The organism is Pseudomonas sp. GW821-FHT03C07 (genome assembly GCF_059420925.1).
In genome coordinates this window covers 491,109-511,012 of the sequence record NZ_JBWKUQ010000003.1, presented here as the reverse complement: position 1 = coordinate 511,012, position 19,904 = coordinate 491,109, and the positions used below count along the sequence as shown (strand labels likewise).

The 19,904-nt window shown below is 61.9% G+C and carries 19 protein-coding genes; 10 read left to right on the top strand and 9 right to left on the bottom strand.

Annotation, left to right across the window (positions count from 1 at the left end; all coding sequences use genetic code 11):
- Positions 1–122: 122 nt before the first annotated feature.
- The 3 genes from adeC to AC07VG_RS08675 are packed head-to-tail and all read right to left on the bottom strand — an operon-like array spanning position 123 to position 5,890.
- A complete protein-coding gene (adeC, locus tag AC07VG_RS08685) occupies positions 123–1,574 on the bottom strand; it encodes an AdeC/AdeK/OprM family multidrug efflux complex outer membrane factor (RefSeq protein ID WP_495020873.1) in 1,452 nt (483 codons plus the stop codon).
- A complete protein-coding gene (locus AC07VG_RS08680; RefSeq protein WP_494999511.1) occupies positions 1,571–4,723 on the bottom strand; it encodes an efflux RND transporter permease subunit in 3,153 nt (1,050 codons plus the stop codon). The genes adeC and AC07VG_RS08680 overlap by 4 nt, the downstream gene beginning before the upstream one ends.
- Before the next feature lie 3 nt (positions 4,724–4,726).
- Positions 4,727–5,890 carry an efflux RND transporter periplasmic adaptor subunit gene (locus AC07VG_RS08675; RefSeq protein WP_494999512.1) on the bottom strand — a complete coding sequence of 388 codons (1,164 nt, stop codon included), beginning with the start codon at positions 5,888–5,890 and terminating at the stop codon, positions 4,727–4,729.
- A 254-nt stretch (positions 5,891–6,144) separates the two neighbouring features.
- Here AC07VG_RS08675 and AC07VG_RS08670 point away from each other — a divergent pair, with 254 nt between their 5' ends.
- A complete protein-coding gene (locus tag AC07VG_RS08670; RefSeq protein WP_494999513.1) occupies positions 6,145–6,777 on the top strand; it encodes a TetR family transcriptional regulator in 633 nt (210 codons plus the stop codon).
- Positions 6,778–6,936: 159 nt separating this feature from the next.
- Positions 6,937–7,821, top strand: a complete 885-nt coding sequence (locus AC07VG_RS08665; protein WP_494999514.1) for a DMT family transporter — start codon at positions 6,937–6,939, stop codon at positions 7,819–7,821.
- Positions 7,822–7,913: 92 nt separating this feature from the next.
- Here AC07VG_RS08665 and AC07VG_RS08660 read toward each other — a convergent pair whose 3' ends face one another.
- The 4 genes from AC07VG_RS08660 to AC07VG_RS08645 form a co-directional block, all read right to left on the bottom strand.
- On the bottom strand, positions 7,914–8,432 hold the full coding sequence (locus tag AC07VG_RS08660; protein ID WP_495020872.1) for a hypothetical protein: 519 nt from the start codon (positions 8,430–8,432) through the stop codon (positions 7,914–7,916).
- Positions 8,433–8,704: 272 nt separating this feature from the next.
- Positions 8,705–9,754 carry an alkene reductase gene (locus AC07VG_RS08655; protein WP_494999516.1) on the bottom strand — a complete coding sequence of 350 codons (1,050 nt, stop codon included), beginning with the start codon at positions 9,752–9,754 and terminating at the stop codon, positions 8,705–8,707.
- Positions 9,755–9,791: 37 nt separating this feature from the next.
- On the bottom strand, positions 9,792–10,958 hold the full coding sequence (locus tag AC07VG_RS08650; protein WP_495020871.1) for an MFS transporter: 1,167 nt from the start codon (positions 10,956–10,958) through the stop codon (positions 9,792–9,794).
- Positions 10,959–10,973: 15 nt separating this feature from the next.
- Positions 10,974–11,276, bottom strand: a complete 303-nt coding sequence (locus tag AC07VG_RS08645) for an ArsR/SmtB family transcription factor (RefSeq protein ID WP_494999518.1) — start codon at positions 11,274–11,276, stop codon at positions 10,974–10,976.
- Between the two features lie 156 nt (positions 11,277–11,432).
- On the opposite strand from AC07VG_RS08645, the gene AC07VG_RS08640 reads away from it, so the two are divergent.
- Entirely contained in the window at positions 11,433–12,026 is a 594-nt protein-coding gene (locus AC07VG_RS08640) for an acyl carrier protein phosphodiesterase (RefSeq protein ID WP_494999519.1), read from the top strand.
- Positions 12,027–12,143: 117 nt separating this feature from the next.
- Here the strand turns inward: AC07VG_RS08640 and AC07VG_RS08635 are convergent, their stop codons facing one another.
- Together AC07VG_RS08635 and olsB are read right to left on the bottom strand one after the other, a co-directional pair.
- A complete protein-coding gene (locus AC07VG_RS08635) occupies positions 12,144–12,935 on the bottom strand; it encodes a lysophospholipid acyltransferase family protein (RefSeq protein ID WP_494999520.1) in 792 nt (263 codons plus the stop codon).
- Positions 12,935–13,690, bottom strand: a complete 756-nt coding sequence (gene olsB / locus AC07VG_RS08630) for an L-ornithine N(alpha)-acyltransferase (RefSeq protein WP_494999521.1) — start codon at positions 13,688–13,690, stop codon at positions 12,935–12,937. The genes AC07VG_RS08635 and olsB overlap by 1 nt, the downstream gene beginning before the upstream one ends.
- A 331-nt stretch (positions 13,691–14,021) precedes the next feature.
- On the opposite strand from olsB, the gene AC07VG_RS08625 reads away from it, so the two are divergent.
- The 7 genes from AC07VG_RS08625 (at position 14,022) to AC07VG_RS08595 (ending at position 19,817) form a co-directional block, all read left to right on the top strand.
- The gene (locus tag AC07VG_RS08625; RefSeq protein WP_495020870.1) at positions 14,022–15,122 is read left to right on the top strand and encodes a serine hydrolase domain-containing protein; all 1,101 of its coding nucleotides are present in this window, start codon (positions 14,022–14,024) and stop codon (positions 15,120–15,122) included.
- Complete coding sequence (locus tag AC07VG_RS08620) at positions 15,119–15,445, top strand: amidase (protein ID WP_495020869.1); 327 nt, start codon at positions 15,119–15,121, stop codon at positions 15,443–15,445. Before AC07VG_RS08625 ends, AC07VG_RS08620 begins: the two co-directional genes overlap by 4 nt.
- 64 nt (positions 15,446–15,509) lie before the next feature.
- Entirely contained in the window at positions 15,510–16,088 is a 579-nt protein-coding gene (locus tag AC07VG_RS08615; protein ID WP_494999524.1) for a YceI family protein, read from the top strand.
- Position 16,089: 1 nt separating this feature from the next.
- On the top strand, positions 16,090–17,247 hold the full coding sequence (locus AC07VG_RS08610) for a phospholipase D-like domain-containing protein (protein WP_494999525.1): 1,158 nt from the start codon (positions 16,090–16,092) through the stop codon (positions 17,245–17,247).
- Positions 17,248–17,287: 40 nt separating this feature from the next.
- Positions 17,288–17,926, top strand: coding sequence for a LysE family translocator (locus AC07VG_RS08605; RefSeq protein ID WP_494999526.1), 639 nt, complete (start codon positions 17,288–17,290; stop codon positions 17,924–17,926).
- Between the two features lie 83 nt (positions 17,927–18,009).
- Entirely contained in the window at positions 18,010–19,287 is a 1,278-nt protein-coding gene (locus tag AC07VG_RS08600; protein WP_494999527.1) for a diguanylate cyclase domain-containing protein, read from the top strand.
- Between the two features lie 104 nt (positions 19,288–19,391).
- The gene (locus AC07VG_RS08595; protein ID WP_494999528.1) at positions 19,392–19,817 is read left to right on the top strand and encodes a hypothetical protein; all 426 of its coding nucleotides are present in this window, start codon (positions 19,392–19,394) and stop codon (positions 19,815–19,817) included.
- Positions 19,818–19,904: the final 87 nt, after the last annotated feature.

The window sequence follows — 19,904 nt, the reverse complement described above, 5'->3', positions numbered from 1 at the left end:
GGTGCGGTGAATTAACCAGGTAGTTCAATTGACGTTTGTGGGTTTTGGGCGATTATCGAACAGAACAATGCCAGCATAAAAAAACCCGCCAGCGGCGGGTTTTTCGTGGTGCGTGAAAGGTCTCAGCCCTTCGGTGGTGTTTCGTCGATCGGATGGGCCTGACCGCTCTGCTCGTACCAGCCGCCGCCGAGGGCCTTGTACAGGTTGACCTCGCTGGTGAGCTGCGACAGGCGATCGCTGATCAGCGATTGCTGAGCACTGAACAACGAGCGTTGAGCATCGAGGAAGGTCAGGTTGCTGTCGACACCAATGCGATAGCGACGCTCGGCCAGGCGGTAGTAATCCTGGTTGGCGGCGACCAGGTCACGCTGGGCCTGCAGCTGCTGGTTGAAAGTCTGGCGTGCCGCCAGGCCATCGGAGACTTCCTGGAAGCCGGTCTGAATGGCTTTCTCGTAGTTGGCGACGCTGATGTCTTTCTGGATTTTCGAGTAATCCAGGCTGGCTTTCAGGCTACCGGCGTTGAAGATCGGAATGTTGATGCTCGGCGCGAACGACCAGGTTCCCGAACCGCCCTTGAACAGACCTCCCATGTCCGGGCTCAAGGTCCCGGCATTGGCGGTCAGGCTGATGCTCGGGAAGAACGCCGCGCGGGCGGCGCCGATATTGGCATTGGCCGCCAGCAGTTGGTGCTCGGCGCCGAGAATGTCCGGACGCCGTTGCAGCAACTCGGACGGCAGGCCGGCCGGCATCTCGCTGAGCAGCTTGGCCGACAGCGGTTGGGCTGCCGGCAGGTTGGCCGGCAAACCGCTACCGAGCAGCAAGGTCAGGCTGTTCTGGTCTTCGGCCACCTGGCGGGTGAACTGTGCCAGTTTGACCCGCGCACCTTCCACCGAGGTCCGCGACTGGCTCAGGTCCAGGGCGGACGCCACGCCGACTTCATTGCTGCGGGCGGTCAGCTTGTAGCTTTCCTCGTAGGCCGTCAGGGTGTCCTGGGTCAGCTTGAGCAGTTCCTTGTCGGCCTGCCAGGTCAGGTAGGCGTTGGCCACACTGGCCACCAGGCTGATCTGGGTGGTACGGCGCGCTTCTTCGCTGGCGAAATAGGTCTGCAGCGCTTTTTCGCTGAGGCTGCGGACACGGCCGAACAGATCCAGCTCATAGGCGCTGACCCCGAGGGTCGCCGAGTACTGACTATTGATCGTTGCTTTGCCGGTACTCGAGACGTTGGCCGGCACCCGTTGACGACTGCCGCTGCCCGTGGCGCTGACCGCCGGGAACAGGTCGGCGCGCTGGATCTGGTACTGGGCGCGGTAGGCGTCGATGTTCAGCGCCGCGACCCGCAGGTCGCGGTTGTTTTCCAGGGCCACCTGGATCAGCTGTTGCAGCGCCGGGTCGTTGAAGAACTGGCGCCAGCCCTGTTCGGCGGCCGCGACGTTCGCCGACTGGGCCGGCGAGTAGGCCGGTCCTTGCGGGTACTGCGCCGCTACCGGGGCTGCGGGGCGCTGGTAGTCGGGGATCAACGAGCAACCGCTGAGCACGAAGGCCGCGACCGCTACACTGAGAAGGGACTTGCTCATTGGCCAGCCTCGTTGCTTGGAGTTTCAGTAGTGTCTGACTTCTTGTGCTTTTTCTCACCGCCGATGGACGACACCGACACGAAGAACAGCGGAACCCAGAAAATCGCCAGAATCGTTGCGGTGATCATACCGCCAATCACGCCCGTACCGATGGCGTGCTGGCTACCTGAGCCGGCACCGGTGGAAATCGCCAGCGGCACCACGCCGAGGATGAATGCCAGGGAGGTCATGATGATCGGCCGCAGACGCATCCGGCACGCCTCGACGGCGGCGTCGATCAGGCTGCGACCCTGTTCATGCAGTTCCTTGGCGAACTCGACGATCAGGATAGCGTTCTTCGCCGCCAGGCCGATGGTCGTCAGCAAGCCCACCTGGAAGTACACGTCGTTGGACAGCCCGCGGAAGGTCGTCGCCAACAGCGCACCGATGATCCCCAGCGGTACCACCAGGACCACGGCGATTGGAATCGACCAGCTTTCGTACAGTGCGGCCAGGCACAGGAACACCATCAGCAGCGACAGGGCGAACAGTGCTGGCGCCTGGGAGCCGGACAGCTTCTCCTCGTACGACAGGCCGGTCCAGGAGATCCCGACGCCGGCCGGCAGTTTCGCGGCAATCGCCTCGACTTCCGCCAGGGCCTGGCCGGTACTGTAGCCGGGGGCCGGCGCACCAAGGATTTCCATGGCGGCAACGCCGTTGAAGCGCGACAGCTTCGGCGAGCCGTAGACCCACTCGCCCTTGGCGAACGCGGAGAACGGCACCATGACCCCGGCGCTGTTGCGCACGTACCATTTCTGCAGGTCTTCAGGGCTCATCCGTGAACTCGGCTTGCCCTGCACAAAGACCTTCTTCACCCGACCACGGTCGATGAAGTCGTTGACGTAGTTGGCACCCAGGGCAATCGACAAGCTGTTGTTGATGTCCGACAGGGACAGGCCCAGGGCACTGGCGCGTTCGTCGTCGATGCTCAGTTGATATTGCGGCTCGTCGTTCAGACCGTTTGGACGCACCTGGGCGAGCACCTTGCTTTGCGCGGCCAAGCCGAGGAACTGGTTACGCGCGGCCATCAACTTGTCGTGACCGATACCGGCCTGGTCTTGCAGATAGACGTCGAAACCGATGGCGTTACCTAACTCCAATACGGCCGGAGGGGCGAAGGCAAATACCATCGCGTCGCGGAACGAGAAGAAGTGTTGCTGCGCACGGGCGGCGAGGCCGAACACGCTGTTTTGGCTGGTGCGTTCACCCCAGGGCCTGAGCATGATGAAGCCCAGGCCTGAACTCTGACCATTACCGGCGAAGTTGAAACCACTCACGGTAAACACCGAAGACACGGTGTCGGATTCCTTGGTCAACAGATACTCACGCATCTCATTGAGGACCGCCTGGGTCCGTTCGGTGCTGGAGCCGGCTGGAGTCTGCACCTGGGCAAACAGTACGCCCTGGTCTTCTTCCGGCAGGAACGAGGTCGGAATGCGCATGAATAACCAGATCATGCCGGCAAAGATGATCACGTAGACCAGCAGGTACGGCGCCTTGTGGCGCAGGATGCTGCCCACGGTGCGCTCATAGCCGCGTACGCTACGGTCGAAGTTGCGGTTGAACCAGCCGAAGAAGCCGCGTTTGGCCGTGCCGTGGTCACCCTTGGCAATCGGCTTGAGCATGGTGGCGCACAGCGCCGGGGTGAAGATCAGGGCGACCATCACCGACAGGGCCATGGCGGACACGATGGTGATCGAGAACTGCTTGTAGATCACCCCGGTGGAACCGGCGAAGAACGCCATGGGCAGCAATACCGCCGAGAGCACGAGGGCGATACCCACCAGTGCGCCCTGGATCTGCCCCATGGATTTCTTGGTGGCTTCCTTGGGCGACAAGCCTTCCTCGCTCATCACCCGTTCGACGTTTTCCACCACGACGATGGCATCGTCCACCAGCAAGCCGATGGCCAGCACCATGCCGAACATGGTCAGGGTGTTGATACTGAAACCGGCGGCCGCGAGGATCCCGAAAGTCCCCAGCAAGACCACCGGTACCGTCATGGTGGTGATGATGGTGGCGCGGAAGTTCTGCAGGAACAGGAACATCACCAGGAACACCAGCACGATCGCCTCGACCAGGGTTTCAACCACGCCCTTGATCGATTCAGTCACGACCGGAGTCGTGTCGTACGGGTAAACCACTTGCATGCCAGGCGGAAAGAACGGCTCAAGTCCGGCGATGGTCTTGCGCAAGGCCTTGGCGGTATCCAGGGCGTTGGCGCCGGCAGCGAGTTTCACGGCGAGCCCTGACGCCGGCTTGCCGTTGAACTGGGCGTTGATGCTGTAGTTTTCACCGCCAAGGGCGACATCGGCGACATCACCCAGGCGCACTTGCGAGCCGTCCTGGTTAACCTTGAGCAGGATCGCCTTGAACTGTTCGGCGGTCTGCAGGCGGGTTTTGCCGATGATGGTGGCGTTCAACTGTTGCCCGGGCATGGCCGGCAGCCCACCCAGTTGCCCGGAAGCGACCTGGACGTTCTGTGCGGCGATGGCGGTTTTCACGTCCACCGGGGTCAGTTTGAAGTTGTTCAACTTGGCCGGGTCGAGCCAGATGCGCATCGCATACTGGGCGCCGAACACCTGGAAGTCACCGACACCGGCGGTCCGCGAGATCGGGTCCTGCATGTTGGAAACGATGTAGTTCGCCAAGTCGTCGCGGTTCATGCTGCCGTCCGTGGAGACGACACCAATCACCATCAGGAAGTTCTTCACCGACTTGGTCACGCGGATACCCTGCTGCTGCACTTCTTGCGGCAGCAGCGGGGTGGCCAGGTTCAGTTTGTTCTGCACCTGGACCTGCGCGGTATCGGGGCTGGTGCCCTGATTGAAGGTCGCGGTGATGGTCATGCTGCCGTCGGAGTTACTCGACGACTCGATATAACGCAGGTTGTCGATACCGTTGAGCTGCTGCTCGATCACCTGGACCACGGTGTCCTGTACGGTCTGCGCCGAAGCGCCCGGGTAGGTCACGGCAATCGCGATGGCCGGCGGTGCAATGGCCGGGTACTGGTTGATCGGTAACTTGAGGATCGATAGAGCCCCGACCAACATGATCACCAGGGCGATCACCCAGGCGAAGATTGGACGGTCGATAAAAAATTTCGACATGGTTTACTCCCCTTTGCTGCCCGCGGCTTTAACTGTTGCCGGGGCAGGTGCCGGGTTGGCTGCCTTCACGTTAGTGGCTTCGCTGGCCTTGACTTCAACGCCAGGACGGACGAACTGGAGACCTTCGGTGATCACCCGATCGCCGGCTTTCAGGCCGTCTTCGATCAGCCACTGGCTGCCGACGGTACGGCTGGCCTTGAGCTGACGCAGCTCGACCTTGTTGTCCGGGCCGACGACCAGCGCGGTCGGGGTGCCTTTCAGGTCGCGGGTCACGCCTTGTTGCGGGGCGAGAATTGCCGCGCTGTTGATACCGGCCTGCAACTGGGCATGCACGAACATGCCGGGCAGCAGCGTGTGATCCGGGTTCGGGAACACCGCGCGCAGGGTCACGGAGCCGGTGGTTTCATCCACGGTGACTTCGGAGAACTCCAGCTTGCCGTCCTGCTTGTACTGGCTGCCGTCTTCCAGGGTCAGCTTGACCGAGGCGGCATTGTCGCCGGCTTTCTGCAGGCGACCGCTTTCCAGCTCGCGACGCAGCTGCAGCAGTTCGGCGGTGGACTGGGTCACGTCGACGTAGATCGGGTCGAGTTGCGAAATCGTCGCCATGGCAGTGCTCTGACCGCTGCTGACCAGTGCGCCTTCGGTGACCGAAGAACGGCCGATACGCCCGGACAACGGCGCGTACACCTTGGTGTAACGCACGTTGATCTGGGCACTTTGCAGGGCCGCTTCCGATTGCAGGCGGTTGGCGACGGCGGTGTCGTAATCCTGGCGGCTGACGGCCTGTTCGTTGACCAGCTGCTTGTAGCGATCGGCAATCGAACGGGTCGATTGCAGGTTCGCTTCGGCGCTTTTCAAGGTCGCTTCATAGACCGACGGGTCGATCTGGTACAGCTGTTGGCCGGCTTTGACATCGCCACCTTCCTTGAACAGACGCTTGAGAATGATGCCATTGACCTGTGGACGGACTTCCGCGATGCGGTACGCCGTGGTGCGACCGGGCAGGTCGGAGGTCAGGGTAAAAGCCTGGGTTTGCAGGGTAACGACGCCGACCTGAGGTGCGGGAGGAGCGGCTGGCGCAGCAGCCTTTTCCTCTTTACATCCGCTGAGCAGCGATGCCAGGGCGACGGCGGTGACCAGAGCGGTAACAGCTGGCTTGAGTTGCATGAAAATCCTCGGGTCAGGCGCGCACGATGCGCACAAGAAAAGTGGAAGGGTAAGAAAGGTGGTCCGGGTGGATAAATAGGTTGCTAATGAATATACTTACATTCATGGTTGTTTGTAAATACTTGCGCTTTGCGCGGAAATAGTTACAAAGCATGTGATTTAGCCCGGGAAAAGGCACAACAATCGCCTCCCGCCATTAAGTTCCGATTAAGCCCGGCGTTCGTCCGCGGCACCCTGATTGAGGTTTTACTGCCATGGTCCGTCGCACCAAAGAGGAAGCTCAGGAGACCCGGAGACAGATACTTGAAGCTGCCGAAAAAGCTTTCTATGAGCGAGGTGTGGCGCGCACGACCCTGGCCGATATCGCGACTCTGGCGGGGGTGACCCGGGGCGCGATCTATTGGCATTTCAGCAACAAGGCCGAACTGGTGCAGGCGATGCTCGACAGCCTCCACGAACCGCTGGATACCTTGGCCCGGGCGAGCGAGAGCGAAGAAGAACTTGATCCGCTGGGCTGCATGCGCACGTTGCTGATTCATGTGCTTCGTCAGGTTGCGCTGGACCCCCAGACTCGGCGAATCAACGAAATTCTGTTTCATAAGTGCGAGTTCACCGATGAAATGTGTGACCTGCGCCGTCAGCGCCAGGCCGCCAGTGTGGACTGCAATCTGAAGATCGGTTTGACCCTGCGTAATGCCGTTGCCCGCGGGCAATTGCCGGGAGATCTCGACCCTCCCCGCGCCGCCATCGCCATACACGCGTATATCCATGGGATTATTGCTCAATGGCTGCTGGTCTCCGACAGCTTTGAGCTGCAATCGGAAGCGGAACGTCTGGTCGATACCGGGCTGGACATGCTGCGCTTGAGTCCTGGCCTGCGCAATTAAGGCAAAATGCGTAATTGATTCTAGTTGTATCAGAATCGGACGCGAGTAGAGTTGACGCGCTGTATCGACGGACAGCAGCGGACCATTATCTACCCGACCGCTCTATCTTGGTAGTTAGTAAGCTACGTATTTTGTAGCGAATGTGTTGCGAGTTTGTGAATGAGTGTGCCCGATTTGTTGCACAAGGGTTCCGAGCAGCCGCTCAAGGGCATAGCCCTGATCGGCCTGGCGGTGCTGATGTTTGCCAGCCACGATGCGTTGTCCAAGTACCTGTCCGGGTTCTATCCCATTGTCATGGTGGTCTGGGCCCGCTACGTGGTGCATACCTTGTTGATGTTGGTGATCTTTGTGCCCCGCAGCGGCTTCTCCGCCGTGGTGCGTACCCAACGGCCAGGCCTGCAGTTGCTGCGGGCGTTGTGCCTGATCGGCACCAGCTTGTTTTTCACCACGGGGCTGCGCTACATCCCCTTGGCCGAAGCCACGGCGGTCAACTTTCTCGCGCCCTTGCTGGTGACGGCTTTGTCCGTGCCTCTATTGGGGGAACGGGTCGGTCGTGGCCAATGGGCGGCGGTGATCGCTGGTTTTGTCGGCGTGCTGATCGTGGTCCGCCCTGGTGGCGCCTTGTTCACCCCGGCGGTAGCCCTGCCACTGTGTTCGGCCCTGTGCTTTGGCTTCTATCAATTGCTGACGCGGATGCTCAGCGGTGTCGACAGCCCGACTACCAGCAACTTTCTCACGGGTATCCTCAATAGTCTGATCATGACGGCTTTGCTGCCGTTTTTTTGGACTACTCCCACCTGGGGGCATGGGCTGTTCATGCTTGGCCTGGGCACCTGCGGCATGCTCGGCCACATGCTGTTGACCCAGGCGTTCCGGCATGCGGCGCCAGCGATGCTGGCACCGTTCAGTTACGGGCAGATTCTCTTCGCGGGGATGTACGGCTATCTGATCTTCGATCACACGCCGGATGCATTCGGCGTAGTGGGCATTTCGGTGATCTGCCTCAGTGGGCTCGCGGCGGCCTGGGGCCAGCGCACGCGCTGAGAACCTGGCCAGCGGCGAGAGGGGCGTTTTCCGCGCCAATGGTTTATCGAGGTCTTCAACGCAATCGTCGTTCAGTGTGGCCGCTGTGCCACTCAACTCATACTGAACTTGACGTTGTAGCTGTAGGGCGGCGCCTTGAGGGTTTTACTCAGGCGCGCTTTGCAGGAGGCCTGGCGCTCACCGATGGACTCGGCCTTCCTGATCCAGATGGGCAGGTAGTTGGGACGTTGGGTGTTGGCGAAGCGTTCCTGCAGGCTATGTTGGGCGACGAAGCGACACTTGCGCGACCCGGCGCCATAGATGAACCAGGCCCTCGGACCGTCCAGTACCAGTTCCCGGCGCTCGCCACTGGCGATGTTGAAACTCGATGGCGCAGCGCCGCCCAGGTCGAGACCGGTGCCCAGCAGTTCGAGGGCGTCGGGGGAGTCGTTGCTGATCTCGATGGAGGTGACTATTTTGGAAACGCCCGATTTTGCCGGCTCGGGTTCTGACGCGCCAGGTCCGAGGGGGGCGATGCCAGAGGTGCCGGTGGCGAAGGCGGCGAGAGAAATCAGTCCCGAGAGCACGGCGCAGAACAGGGCGAGGCTGATGGACTGCAAGAGGGGAGTCATCTGATTAATTCCTTTTAATGAGGTCTTTGAGGCAGCGTCATCCCATGACACTGCGTGCCTGGCCGATTCCGGCGGGGCACTGGGTAAGTATGGGGTTTGTTACCGAAAATACCCCGAGCAAAGGGCAGTACCGTATGTAGGCTTATTCCTCAATAGAGGTGGGTCACTTCAATAAAGCGGCGAGTTGAAGGCGGTTGCCCTGCCATCGCCAACAGAAAGCCCCGGCGCTTGCGGGCCGGGGCTTTCTGTTGGCGGGGCTTGCCGGGTGCTGCTTACAGCGTCGGGTAGTCGATGTAGCCGACCGGGCCTTTGCCATAGAAGGTTTCCGGGTGCGCGGGGTTCAACGGCGCATCAGCCTGCAGGCGGGCGGGCAGGTCCGGGTTGGCGATGAACGGCACGCCGAAGGCCACCGCATCGGCCTTGCCGCTGGCCAGCCAGGCGTTGGCGCTGTCCTTGGTGAAGCGTTCGTTGGCGATGTAAGGGCCGCCGAAGGCCGCCTTCAGTTGTGGGCCAAGGCTGTCGCCGGCTTCTTTCTCGCGGGAGCAGATAAACGCGATACCGCGCTTGCCCAGTTCGCGAGCGACGTAGGTGAAGGTTTCCGAGAGGTTTTCATCGCCCATGTCGTGGGAGTCGGCGCGTGGCGCCAAGTGCATGCCGACGCGGCCGGCACCCCAGACTTCGATCACCGCATCGGTCACTTCGAGCATCAGGCGCGCGCGGTTTTCCACGGAGCCGCCGTAGTTGTCGGTGCGCTGGTTGGTGCTGCTTTGCAGGAACTGGTCGAGCAGGTAGCCGTTGGCGCCGTGGATCTCCACACCGTCGAAACCGGCGGCCTTGGCGTTTTCCGCCCCGACGCGGTAGGCGTCGACGATGTCGGCGATTTCAGCGGTTTCCAGGGCGCGCGGGATCGGGTAGTCCGACAGTGGGCGCACCAGGCTGACATGGCCCTTGGGCTGGATGGCACTCGGCGCGACCGGCAGTTCGCCGTTCAGGTATGAAGGGTGGGACACTCGGCCGACGTGCCACAGTTGCAGGAAGATCCGCCCGCCAGCGGCGTGGATGGCCTTGGTCACGTTGGCCCAGCCACGCACCTGGTCGTTGGACCAGATACCCGGGGTGTCCGGGTAGCCGACGCCCATCGGCGCCACGGAGGTGGCTTCGCTGAGGATCAGACCGGCGGAAGCGCGCTGTACGTAATACTCGGCCATCAGCGCGTTGGGCACGCGACCTTCATCGGCACGGCAGCGGGTCAGTGGGGCCATGATGATGCGGTTCGGCAGTTCCAGGTCGCCCAGTTTGATCGAATCGAAAAGAGTTGCCATGTGTACAAACCTCGTGGGTAACAGTTGATAGCAGGAGTCAGTGGGTAGCAGGAGCGAGTTCGTCGTTGTTGTTCTGGCGAAAGGTGATCAGGGTCACCAGCAGTGCGAGGACTGCCAGTGCCGCGGCGGCCAGGGGGACGCGGGTGAGGCCGAAGCCGTGGGCGATGACGTTGCCGCCGACCCAGGCCCCGAGGGCGTTGCCGACGTTGAAGGCGCCGATGTTCAGGGTCGAGACCAGGTTGGGCGCGGCCTGGCCGTAGGTCACCACGTTGATCTGCAGGGCCGGTACGGCGGCGAAGCAGGCGGTGGCCCAGAGGAACAGGGTGAGTTCGGCGGGGATCAGCAGCAGGCTGCTCCAGGTCAGCACGGTGGCCAGCACGGCCATGGAGATGAACACGCCGATCAGGGTCGCGGCGAGGTTTTTGTCCGCCAGCTTGCCGCCGATGATGTTGCCGACGGTCAGGCCCAGGCCCATCAGCACCAGGGTCCAGGTCACGCCCCGTGGCGAGACGCCGGTCACTTCGCCGAGCAGCGGCGCGATGTAGGTGAACAGGGCGAACACGGCGGCGGCGAACAGTGCGGTCATGCTCAGGGATAACCAGAGCCCGGCGCCCTTGAGTGCGGCCAGTTCGGCGCGCATGTCGAGTTTTTCCTCGTCACGCTTGGCCGGCAGGTAGCGAATCAGGCCGATCAGCGCGATCACGCCGATCACCGTCACCGCCCAGAAAGTCGAGCGCCAGCCGGCCTGTTGGCCCAGTGCGGTACCCAGCGGTACGCCGAGCACGTTGGCCAGGGTCAGGCCGGTGAACATCAGGGCTACCGCCGAGGCGCGCTTGTCCGGGGCCACCAGGTTGGCCGCCACCACCGAACCAATACCGAAGAAGGCACCGTGGCACAAGGCGGTGATGATCCGGGCGAACATCAGCACGTTGTAGTCACTGGCGATGGCGCACAGCAGGTTGCCGACGATAAAGATCCCCATCAACGCGACCAGGGCCGCCTTGCGCGGTAGCCGCGCAGTGGCCAAGGCCATGAACGGCGCGCCGATCGCCACGCCGAGGGCGTAGCCGGTCACCAGCCAGCCGGCGCCGGGAATCGACACGCCGAGGTCCGCCGCCACATCGGGCAACAGGCCCATGATGACGAACTCGGTGGTGCCGATGGCGAAAGCGCTCAGGGCCAGGATCAGTAACGAGAGGGGCATCTTGTGCGGTCCTTATTAGAGCTCTTGGCTCATGATGCGGAGGAACTCCTGGATGGTTTCCTCGTTGCGTTTGAAGAAGTGCCATTGGCCGGCTTTCTGACTGGTGATCAGCCCGGCGCGCTGGAGGGTCGCCAGGTGCGCGGAGACGGTGGATTGCGACAGGCCGCAACGCTGGTCGATCTGTCCGGCGCAGATACCGTACTCGTGGTTGTGGTACTGCTCGGGAAACTGGTTTTTCGGGTCTTTCAGCCAGCTGAGAATGTCTCGGCGTACTGGGTGTGCCAGCGCTTTTATTATTTCGTCGAGGTCAAGGGGCATGGTCGTTGCTCAGGGTGGATAAAACGTTATATCGCGATGGGGCGAAATATATATCGGTATTTCGCGATACACCAATATGATTTTGATCTGATCTCAGCGTTATTCGCTATATCGGGTTATAACGATATAGGCCGGCGGAGTGCTAAGCTGTCGCTCATGAATTATCTCGCACACCTGCATCTGGGCGGCCAGCGCCCGGAACAACTGCTCGGCAGCCTCTATGGCGACTTTGTCAAAGGTCGCGTGCAAGGGCAGTTCACCCCGTCGATCGAAGCGGCGATTCAACTGCATCGCCACATCGATGTGTTTACCGATCGGCACCCCTTGGTGGGGCAGGCCCTGTCGCGGTTTTCCCTGACGCGGCGGCGTTATGCCGGGATTGTCCTGGATGTGTTCTTCGACCATTGCCTGGCGCGGGATTGGGCGCTCTATGCCGAAGGCGAGTTGGACAGCTTTACCGCCCAGGTCTATCGCGTGCTGGAAAACCAGCGGAATCTACCTGGGCGCCTGGCCGAGATCGCACCTTATATGGCGGCCAATGACTGGTTGGGTTCCTACCGTGATTTCGCGGTGCTGGAGCAGGTGCTGCGGGGCATTTCGCGGCGTTTGTCGCGGCCCGAGGAACTGGCGCATGCGATGCGCGAGCTGGAAGGGCTGTATGAGCCGTTGAGCGAGGATTTTCGGCTGTTCTATCCCGAGTTGCAGGCGTTTTCCCACGCTCACTCCCTGAATGAACGCGATCCTTTGTAGGAGTCAGCTTGCTGGCGATGGCGATTTCTCAGGCGACTACGCTGTCGACTATCAGATAGCTATCGCCAGCAAGCTGGCTCCTACAGGTAGTGCGATGTTTTCAATGTTCCAGATTTATCAGGCGGCTTCGGCCTGACGCGTTACCGAACGCCTCACTTCAGCGACTTCACCAAACAATGCCATCTGTACCGCCTGCTGCGCCTGGAAGGCCAGTACCGCGCGTTCCTGGCCGTTGCAGGTGATCGGTTCGAGTATCTGGATCTCCACATCGCCCTGGTCATTGGAAAACAGGCGCATCAGGTGCGACAGCAGGTCGTCGTCGCCAATGAACGGGGCCAGCAGGTCGGGCTTGCCGTCGCGCAGATAACGAATGGCCACTGGTTGCAGCGCCACATCCGCATCGATCGCCGCCGACAGCAGACGGCCGTGGAAGGTACGCAGCGACCGACCATCAGTAGTGGTGCCTTCCGGAAACATCAGCAGCGGGTGGTGCTGTTCCAGATGACGGCTCATCTGTTTGCGGATCAGTTGGCTGTCACCCGAGCCACGGCGGATAAACAGGCTGCCGGCTTTCGCGGCCAGCCAGCCCGCCACCGGCCAGGTTCGTACTTCGGCCTTGGACAGGAAGGACAGCGGGGTCAGGCCACCCAGCAGGGCGATATCGGTCCAGGACACGTGATTGCTGACCCACAGCATCGGCTGGCTCGGCAGCTCGCCACGTACGGTGACGCGAAAGGGCAGGGCATTGCTCAGGCGCGCCATGAAAAAGCGCGACCAGCGTTGCCGCCGCACCATGGAATTGGCGACCCTCAGGCGTTCGAACACCCCGAAGACGCTGGCCATGCTCAGACCGAGCGCCACCACCAGCAGCACCCGGGCTATCCGACCGTACACCCGTAGGCGGCTCATCAGACTGCCGCCTTGAAGTGCCGCGCGTAGCGTGGGCACAACTCGTCGCGCTTGAGCAGGATAAACACGTCGGCTACCTGGAAATCCTCATCCCAGCACGGCTCGCCGCAGATCTTCGCGCCCAGGCGCATATAGGCCTTGAGTAGCGGGGGCATTTCGGCGATGACGTTGCCGGGAATATCCAGTGATGGCAACGGCTTTTTCGGTTCGGCGCGCAGGTGTTCGGTGCACAGGTAGCGTTCGCGCAGGCGCTGCATGATCGCCTGGGCCTGGATCCCGCCGTCCTGCATCGAGATGCTGGCGCAGCCCATCAGGTAGCTGTAGCCGCCTGCGTTGAGGACTTCGGCCAGTTCGCCCCAGAGCACGGCGATGGTGCCGCCGTTACGGTAGGCCGGGTCGACGCAGGTGCGGCCGATTTCCAGGATTGGCCCCTGCAGATGGCCGAGGCCGTGCAAGCTGAATTCTTCTTCGCTGTAGTAACGGCCCAGGGTGTTGGCGGCCTTGTGGTCGAGCAGGCGGGTAGTGGCCACCAGGCGGCCGGTGCTCAGGTCGCGTACGCCGATATGGGCGCAGTGCACATCATAATCATCCATGTCCAGGCCCAGCTCAGCGCCTTTGAGCTTGGCGTTGAACTCGCCGCTGAAGACGTTGAAGCGCAAGGCTTGGGCTTCTTGCAACGCCGTGGCGCCCAGCAGGCGTTCGGCTTGCAGGCGGCGTTCACTGCCGGTGTCGCTGATGCGGGCGATCTGGGTCATTACGAGTCTCCGGTTGCCGGCCAGGGGTGCGGCCAGTCGACTTTGTTGTGCAAAGTCAGGCTATTTAGCCCCGGTGTCATCGCCATGAAGCTTTGGTGATGCTTATATGACAGGAGGGGCTCGGGACCGGCCAATCAGGGGGCCGAGATCTTGAATGCGCCACAAAACCTGTAGGGCTTGCCGGAGCGCTGCGAAGGTGTCCTTGAGAACGCTAAAAGCTTGGCTGGCAAGCCAGGCTCAGGATCTGTGTTCGGCCCCGGAGAACCCCTGCACCAGGATTGTCATCAAGCGCGCTTAAGCTGGCGCGAGGCTATTTCTGCGAGCTGGCTCCATGCCCAAGGGTTCGACCTTTTTTCCTGCCTTGTTGCTGGCGTTCAGCGTCACCGCGCGTGCCGAGGTCTGGCCGGGCGAAGATTGGTCCAAGGGGCCGCAGGTGTCCGGACCGGCCCTTGAAACCCTGGAGTCCTACGCCTTCCCCGGCCGCGACGATGCCACACGAAAAGGTGTCCGTACCGATGCGCTGCTGGTTATCCGCCATGGCCAGATCGTCTACGAACGGTATGCCGGTCCCAGCAGCGTCAATACCCCGCACCTGACCTGGTCTGTCAGTAAAAGCGTGATGGCCACCGTGCTTGGCGTGGCCTATGGCCAAGGCCTGTTCCAGTTGCATGAGTCGGCGGCGCGCTTCTATCGACCCATGCGCGCCCATCCCCATGTCACCCTGGAACACCTGATGAACTGGTCCTCCGGTATCGACTGGCAGGAGGACTATGAATACGCACCGTTGAAGTCATCGGTGGTGGCGATGCTCTATACCCAGGGGCACGCCGATATGGCCGGCTATACCGCCGCCCATGGCGAGTACAGCCGGCCAGGGCGGGTCTTCCGTTATTCCAGCGGTGACAGCAACGTGCTGTCCGCCGCCTTGCGCCAGATTGTCGGTGCCAAGCGTTATCCGAACTATCCCTGGACGGCCCTGTTCGACCCGCTGGGCATTCGCAGTGCAGTCTGGGAACGCGATGCCAGTGGCACCTTCGTCGCTTCATCCTACGTCTATATGACGGCCCGGGATCTGGCGCGAATCGGCCTGTTGATGGAGCGTGAGGGGCGTTGGGGTGAGCGGCGGTTACTGCCCAGGGCCTGGGTGAACTTCAACCTGCGGCCCTTCGCCGGCTATAAACCGGGCCAGGACGAAGCCGTGGGGGGCGGCCAGTGGTGGCTCAATCGCTCGATCAAGGGCGCCGCCAAGCCCTGGCCGGATGCGCCGCCGGACACCTTCGCCGCCCTCGGGCACTGGGGCCAGGTATTGTATGTGATCCCCAGCGCGGACCTGGTCATCGTGCGCTACGGCGATGACCGCGACGGCAGCTACCGCCACAACGAATTGCTCAAGCGAGCGCTGGCGGCGTTCGCGCCGACGGTGGCGCCATGAGTCCGCGGGGATTTGTGCGCCGGCGTCCGCTGGTCAGCCTGTTGCTGCTGCTGTTTGCCCTGGGCGTTTGGACCTGGCATGAGCGGCAGGCCTTGCAGGCTTTTCCCGGGATCATCAGTGCCTATACCGCCAAGGAGTACTGTTCCTGCCGTTATGTGATGAACAATGCGGCGGACTATTGCCTGGGGTACGTCAAACAGTCGGTGCCGGTCAGCGACTTCCACGATGATCCGCAACAGCACCGGGTCACCGCCCGAGGGCTGGGACGCAGCAGCAGCGCTGTCTGGGTTGGCCCGCACGAGGGCTGCCGGCTGGAGCCCTGATCCGTGGTTTGCCACCTTTATCCCGGGCGGGTAAGGTGGTGCCTACGTCCAATCAGGAGCTTGCATGCACCGGTCCCGCCTATTCCTGGCCCTGCTCGGGGTGCTCGCCCTGCCGGCCCAGGCCAACTGGTACCTGGACAACGAGTCCTCACGCCTGTCTTTTGTCACCACCCACAACGCCGATATTTCCGAAGTCCACCGCTTCCTGACCCTGCACGGCAAGATCGACCGCCAGGGCGTAGCAACCCTGGAAGTTGAGCTGGAGTCGGTCAGCACCGGGATTCCCCTGCGTGACGAGCGCTTGCGTCGTGACCTGTTCGAGATCAAGACCTGGCCCGAGGCGCAGGTCGTCGCGCAGATCAACGTCCAGCCGATCAACGACCTGGCCCCTGGCGCGCAACTGGAGCTGCGCCTGCCACTGGTGGTGAAGCTGCGCGGCAAGGAGCACAGCTACAACGCCGAGCTGCTGGCGACCCGGCTGGATGAACGACGGTTTCAAGTGGTGACCCTGGAGCCGTTGGTACTGCATGCCGAGGACTTCGAGCTGCTGCCAGGGCTGGCGGTATTGCGCAAGGCCGCCGGTCTGTCGGCCATCAGCTGGTCGGTACCGGTGGGCGCGGTGCTGATCTTCGCGGCGCGCTGACATGGCCGGCGCGATCTTCCCCTGGCGGGCTGACAATGCTTTCGAGCTGTTGATCGATGGGCCGAATTTTTTCCCACTGATGCTTGAAGCGATTGCCCGGGCCGAATGCCAGGTGGAGCTGGAGCTTTACCTGGTGGAGGCCGGCGCCTGTGCCGAGGCCATGGTCCGGGCGCTGGCCGAGGCGGCCGAACGCGGTGTGCGGGTGCGCTGCCTGTTCGATGATTACGGCAGTCTCGCGTTTACCCTGGGTCTGCGCCGGCGCCTGATCGAGGCCGGGGTCGAACTGCGCTTCTACAATCGCCTGAGCTGGCGCCGTTGGGTGCGCAATCTCTATCGCGATCATCGCAAGCTGCTGTTGGTGGACCAGTCCCTGGCCGTGGTCGGCGGGACCGGGGTGACCGACGAGTTCTGGACCCCGGGTGAAGAGGGCTTTGAATGGCACGAAGTCATGGTGCGGATCAGCGGTCCCCTGGTGCTCGACTGGCAACTGTTGTTCGATCGTCAATGGTTGGCCAACGAGCAACGTGCTGCCTGGCGACCCCTGGCGCCTTTCGGCCTGCCACGCTTGCCGCGGGTTCCGGTGGTTGGACAGGGGTTGGGCCGGGTGGCCTACGCCGATGCCCGGCAGCATCGGGATATCCTGCGCTCCCTGGTACGGGCACTGAACAGCGGCAAGCAGCGCATCTGGCTGGCGACCCCGTATTTCCTGCCGACCTGGAAGGTCCGCCGTTCCCTGCGCCGGGCCGCCAACCGCGGCATCGATGTGCGGTTGCTGTTGACCGGGCCGCGTACCGACCATCCGTCGGTGCGCTATGCCGGCCATCGCTATTACCCGCGCCTGCTCAGGGCCGGGGTGCGGATTTTCGAGTACCAGCCGTGCTTCCTGCATCTGAAAATGGTGCTGATCGATGACTGGGTCAGCATTGGCTCGTGCAATTTCGATCATTGGAACCTGCGCTTCAACCTAGAGGCCAATCTCGAAGCCCTCGATCCGTCGTTGACCCTGGCGGTGGAAGCCAGTTTCCTCACTGATTTTGCCCTCAGCCAGCCAGTCAGCCTGCAGGACTGGAAGGCACGGCCGCTGTGGCGGCGGGTCAAGCAGCGGCTGTGGGGCTGGGTCGACCGCCTGGTAGTCAATGCGCTGGATCGGCGGGATTGATAGACTTCGATCCATTCCGCCCCACGCCGAGGAATTGCCGATGACTGCTTCGTTGCTCATAGCTGTGCTCGCCTCCGGCTTTATCTATGGCATTACCCCGGGGCCCGGCGTGCTGGCGGTTTTCGGTATCGGCGCAGCCCGTGGCCGGCTGGCTGGGGCGGGGTTTCTCTGCGGGCACCTGTTGGGGGATGTGATCTGGTGCAGTACGGCGCTGGTGGCCATTGTCGGTGCTCGGGAAATCGGCAGCAGCGCGTTCGATATCCTTGGCGTGCTCAGTGGTCTTTACCTGTTCTGGCTGGGGCTGCGGGCGATCCGCAGCCGGCGCTCCAGTGCCGAGGCCCCCCAGGGCGCGGCGCGGCAACCCTTCGCGCACGGCATCCTGTTCGGCCTGACCAACCCCAAGGCCTACCCGGTGGCGGTCGCGACCTTCACCGCCTTGCTCTCCAGTCGCGCCGAACTGTTGCAGTGGTCGATGCTGCCGTGGCTGATTTTTCTCAGTTTCCTTGGCGGTGTCGTGGCATACGCTATTCTCATCGGTATTGTCGGCGCTCGGCGGGTCAGGGCGTTTTACCAGCGGCACGAGTTGATAATCACCCGGTTATGCGGCGTGATGTTTATCGGCTTTGCCGTTAACGCGCTAGTCCATGCGTTGCCGGGATTGATGCCAAACAAGGCTTGAATCTGCTGCAAGGGGAGGGCAGGAAGCCGGTATTTCCATGGATAGACGTTGACGCTTACTTTTTTTGGGGCGATCTCTTTCTGATGGAATCCAAGACTGTCACACCGCTGGCCAGCTTTATCGACCTGCTGATGGACGCCGTGTGTGCGGTGGATGTCGAAGGACGGTTCGTCTTTGTCAGCGCCGCCTGTGAGCGGATCTTCGGCTACACCCAGGACGAACTGATCGGCCTGCCGATGATCAACCTGGTGCTGCCGGCAGATCGGGAGCGCACGCTCAAGGCTGCCTGCGAAATCATGGGAGGGCAGCCCAAGCCGTATTTTGAAAACCGCTATGTGCGCAAGGACGGCCAGGTGGTGCATATCATGTGGTCGGCGCGCTGGTCCGAGGTCGACCAATTGCGCATCGCCGTGGCCCGGGATATCACCGAGCGCAAACTGGCGGAGTCCCGACAAGCGGCGCTCTACGCGATTTCCGAAGCGGCCCACGCCACCGAGGATCTGCTGGCGCTGTTCCAGCGGGTGCATCGGATCATCGGCGAGTGGTTGCCGGCGGAGAACTTCTGCGTGGCGCTTTACGATCAACAGCGCGACCAACTGAGTTTCCCCTACCTCGTTGACGACCGGCGCGAGCCGAACGCCGTCGACCGTAACTGTGCCGAGGTCGTGCGCAGCGGCCAGCCGCTGCTGTCGAACATCGAAGGCGCACCCTCCTGCCTGGGCGTGCCGTTGAATTCACAGAACGGCACCATTGGTGCACTGCTGGTGAAAAGCAGCGGTGGCGAGCGCTACACCGAGCACGACCAGGAACTGCTGCAATTCGTCTCGGCCCAGGTCGCGGCGGCTATCGAGCGCAAGCAACTGCATGCACGACTGGAGTACATGGCGCGCTATGATCAACTGACCCACCTGCCGAACCGGGCTTTCCTCCAGGAGCGTCTGAAGGCCGCGTTGGCCCGGGCTCGGTGCGAGGGTGGGCTGTTGGCGCTGCTTTATGTCGATCTGGACAAATTCAAACAGGTCAACGACAGCTTTGGGCATGCGGTAGGCGACCTGCTTTTGCAGGAAGTGGCTCGACGCCTGCAACAATGTGTCCGGGAGACCGACACCGTGGCGCGTATCGGCGGCGACGAATTCGTCATCCTGCTGGAGCATTTGCAGCAGCCGGAGCATGCGAACCGAGTGGCCGACAAGGTCCGCCACCTGCTTGGCAAGCCCGTGCCCTGGGAGGCCTTCGAGCTGAGCATCGTGGCGAGTATCGGGATTGCGCTGTATCCGGAAAATGGCGAAGAAGCCCAGCAACTGTTCAAGCATGCGGATGAGGCGATGTATGGGGTCAAGCGCGGCGTGGTGACACACTGAGGGAGACGATTGTAGGTGTTTGTATCTGGTTTAGTACAATATCGCTAAAGTTCGGTGGGTTCAGGTCGATGTCAAGGAGACCTAAACCTGAATGAGCGTCTGTCATGGTTTCCATCAGCAGCGTTACCATCAATACCCCCACTGTTGTCCCCGTAGCGTCCCCGCTCGGCACAGGGAAGTCCACCGATGCCGGTAAAGAGGGCAAGGCAACGAGTGATAGCCCGACAGGGGTCAAAGTCAACCTGTCCGGTGCCGGGGTCAGCGCGTCCAAAGCCGATCAGGCCCAAGCGGCCAGCTCGGAGCCGGATCACATCAAGCAACTGCGCAAGCAGATCGAGCGGTTGCAGAAGATGATCGCCGAGAAACAGGCCCAATTGCAGCAGCTTCAGGCAAACAAGAACATGAGTCCGGAGCAGAAGGCCCAGCAGGTCACTGCGCTGAATGGTGAGTTGTCGACCTTGTACGGATCGTTGGCCACTATGAACGGCGCGTTGATCTCGGCCTTGAAGAAGCAGGCTGACGGGAAGTAACGGTTGATTCAGGCGGCTAGGCCTGATCGGTGGTCACTCATCAAAAAGTCACCACCGATGTGGCATTTCCTGAAGCCCGCCCAATGA

Excerpts from the sequence above, each read along its gene's own strand:
- AC07VG_RS08680 (WP_494999511.1), bottom strand. The coding sequence starts at position 4,723 with ATGTCGAAATTTTTTATCGACCGTCCAATCTTCGCCTGGGTGATCGCC.
- AC07VG_RS08610 (WP_494999525.1), top strand. The coding sequence starts at position 16,090 with ATGGCCGGCGCGATCTTCCCCTGGCGGGCTGACAATGCTTTCGAGCTG.
- AC07VG_RS08605 (WP_494999526.1), top strand. The coding sequence starts at position 17,288 with ATGACTGCTTCGTTGCTCATAGCTGTGCTCGCCTCCGGCTTTATCTAT.
- AC07VG_RS08615 (WP_494999524.1), top strand. The coding sequence starts at position 15,510 with ATGCACCGGTCCCGCCTATTCCTGGCCCTGCTCGGGGTGCTCGCCCTG.
- adeC (WP_495020873.1), bottom strand. The coding sequence starts at position 1,574 with ATGAGCAAGTCCCTTCTCAGTGTAGCGGTCGCGGCCTTCGTGCTCAGC.
- AC07VG_RS08660 (WP_495020872.1), bottom strand. The coding sequence starts at position 8,432 with ATGACTCCCCTCTTGCAGTCCATCAGCCTCGCCCTGTTCTGCGCCGTG.
- AC07VG_RS08655 (WP_494999516.1), bottom strand. The coding sequence starts at position 9,754 with ATGGCAACTCTTTTCGATTCGATCAAACTGGGCGACCTGGAACTGCCG.
- AC07VG_RS08595 (WP_494999528.1), top strand. The coding sequence starts at position 19,392 with ATGGTTTCCATCAGCAGCGTTACCATCAATACCCCCACTGTTGTCCCC.
- AC07VG_RS08645 (WP_494999518.1), bottom strand. The coding sequence starts at position 11,276 with ATGCCCCTTGACCTCGACGAAATAATAAAAGCGCTGGCACACCCAGTA.
- AC07VG_RS08600 (WP_494999527.1), top strand. The coding sequence starts at position 18,010 with ATGGAATCCAAGACTGTCACACCGCTGGCCAGCTTTATCGACCTGCTG.
- AC07VG_RS08665 (WP_494999514.1), top strand. The coding sequence starts at position 6,937 with ATGAGTGTGCCCGATTTGTTGCACAAGGGTTCCGAGCAGCCGCTCAAG.
- AC07VG_RS08635 (WP_494999520.1), bottom strand. The coding sequence starts at position 12,935 with ATGAGCCGCCTACGGGTGTACGGTCGGATAGCCCGGGTGCTGCTGGTG.
- AC07VG_RS08620 (WP_495020869.1), top strand. The coding sequence starts at position 15,119 with ATGAGTCCGCGGGGATTTGTGCGCCGGCGTCCGCTGGTCAGCCTGTTG.
- AC07VG_RS08640 (WP_494999519.1), top strand. The coding sequence starts at position 11,433 with ATGAATTATCTCGCACACCTGCATCTGGGCGGCCAGCGCCCGGAACAA.
- AC07VG_RS08650 (WP_495020871.1), bottom strand. The coding sequence starts at position 10,958 with ATGCCCCTCTCGTTACTGATCCTGGCCCTGAGCGCTTTCGCCATCGGC.
- AC07VG_RS08670 (WP_494999513.1), top strand. The coding sequence starts at position 6,145 with ATGGTCCGTCGCACCAAAGAGGAAGCTCAGGAGACCCGGAGACAGATA.
- AC07VG_RS08625 (WP_495020870.1), top strand. The coding sequence starts at position 14,022 with ATGCCCAAGGGTTCGACCTTTTTTCCTGCCTTGTTGCTGGCGTTCAGC.
- olsB (WP_494999521.1), bottom strand. The coding sequence starts at position 13,690 with ATGACCCAGATCGCCCGCATCAGCGACACCGGCAGTGAACGCCGCCTG.
- AC07VG_RS08675 (WP_494999512.1), bottom strand. The coding sequence starts at position 5,890 with ATGCAACTCAAGCCAGCTGTTACCGCTCTGGTCACCGCCGTCGCCCTG.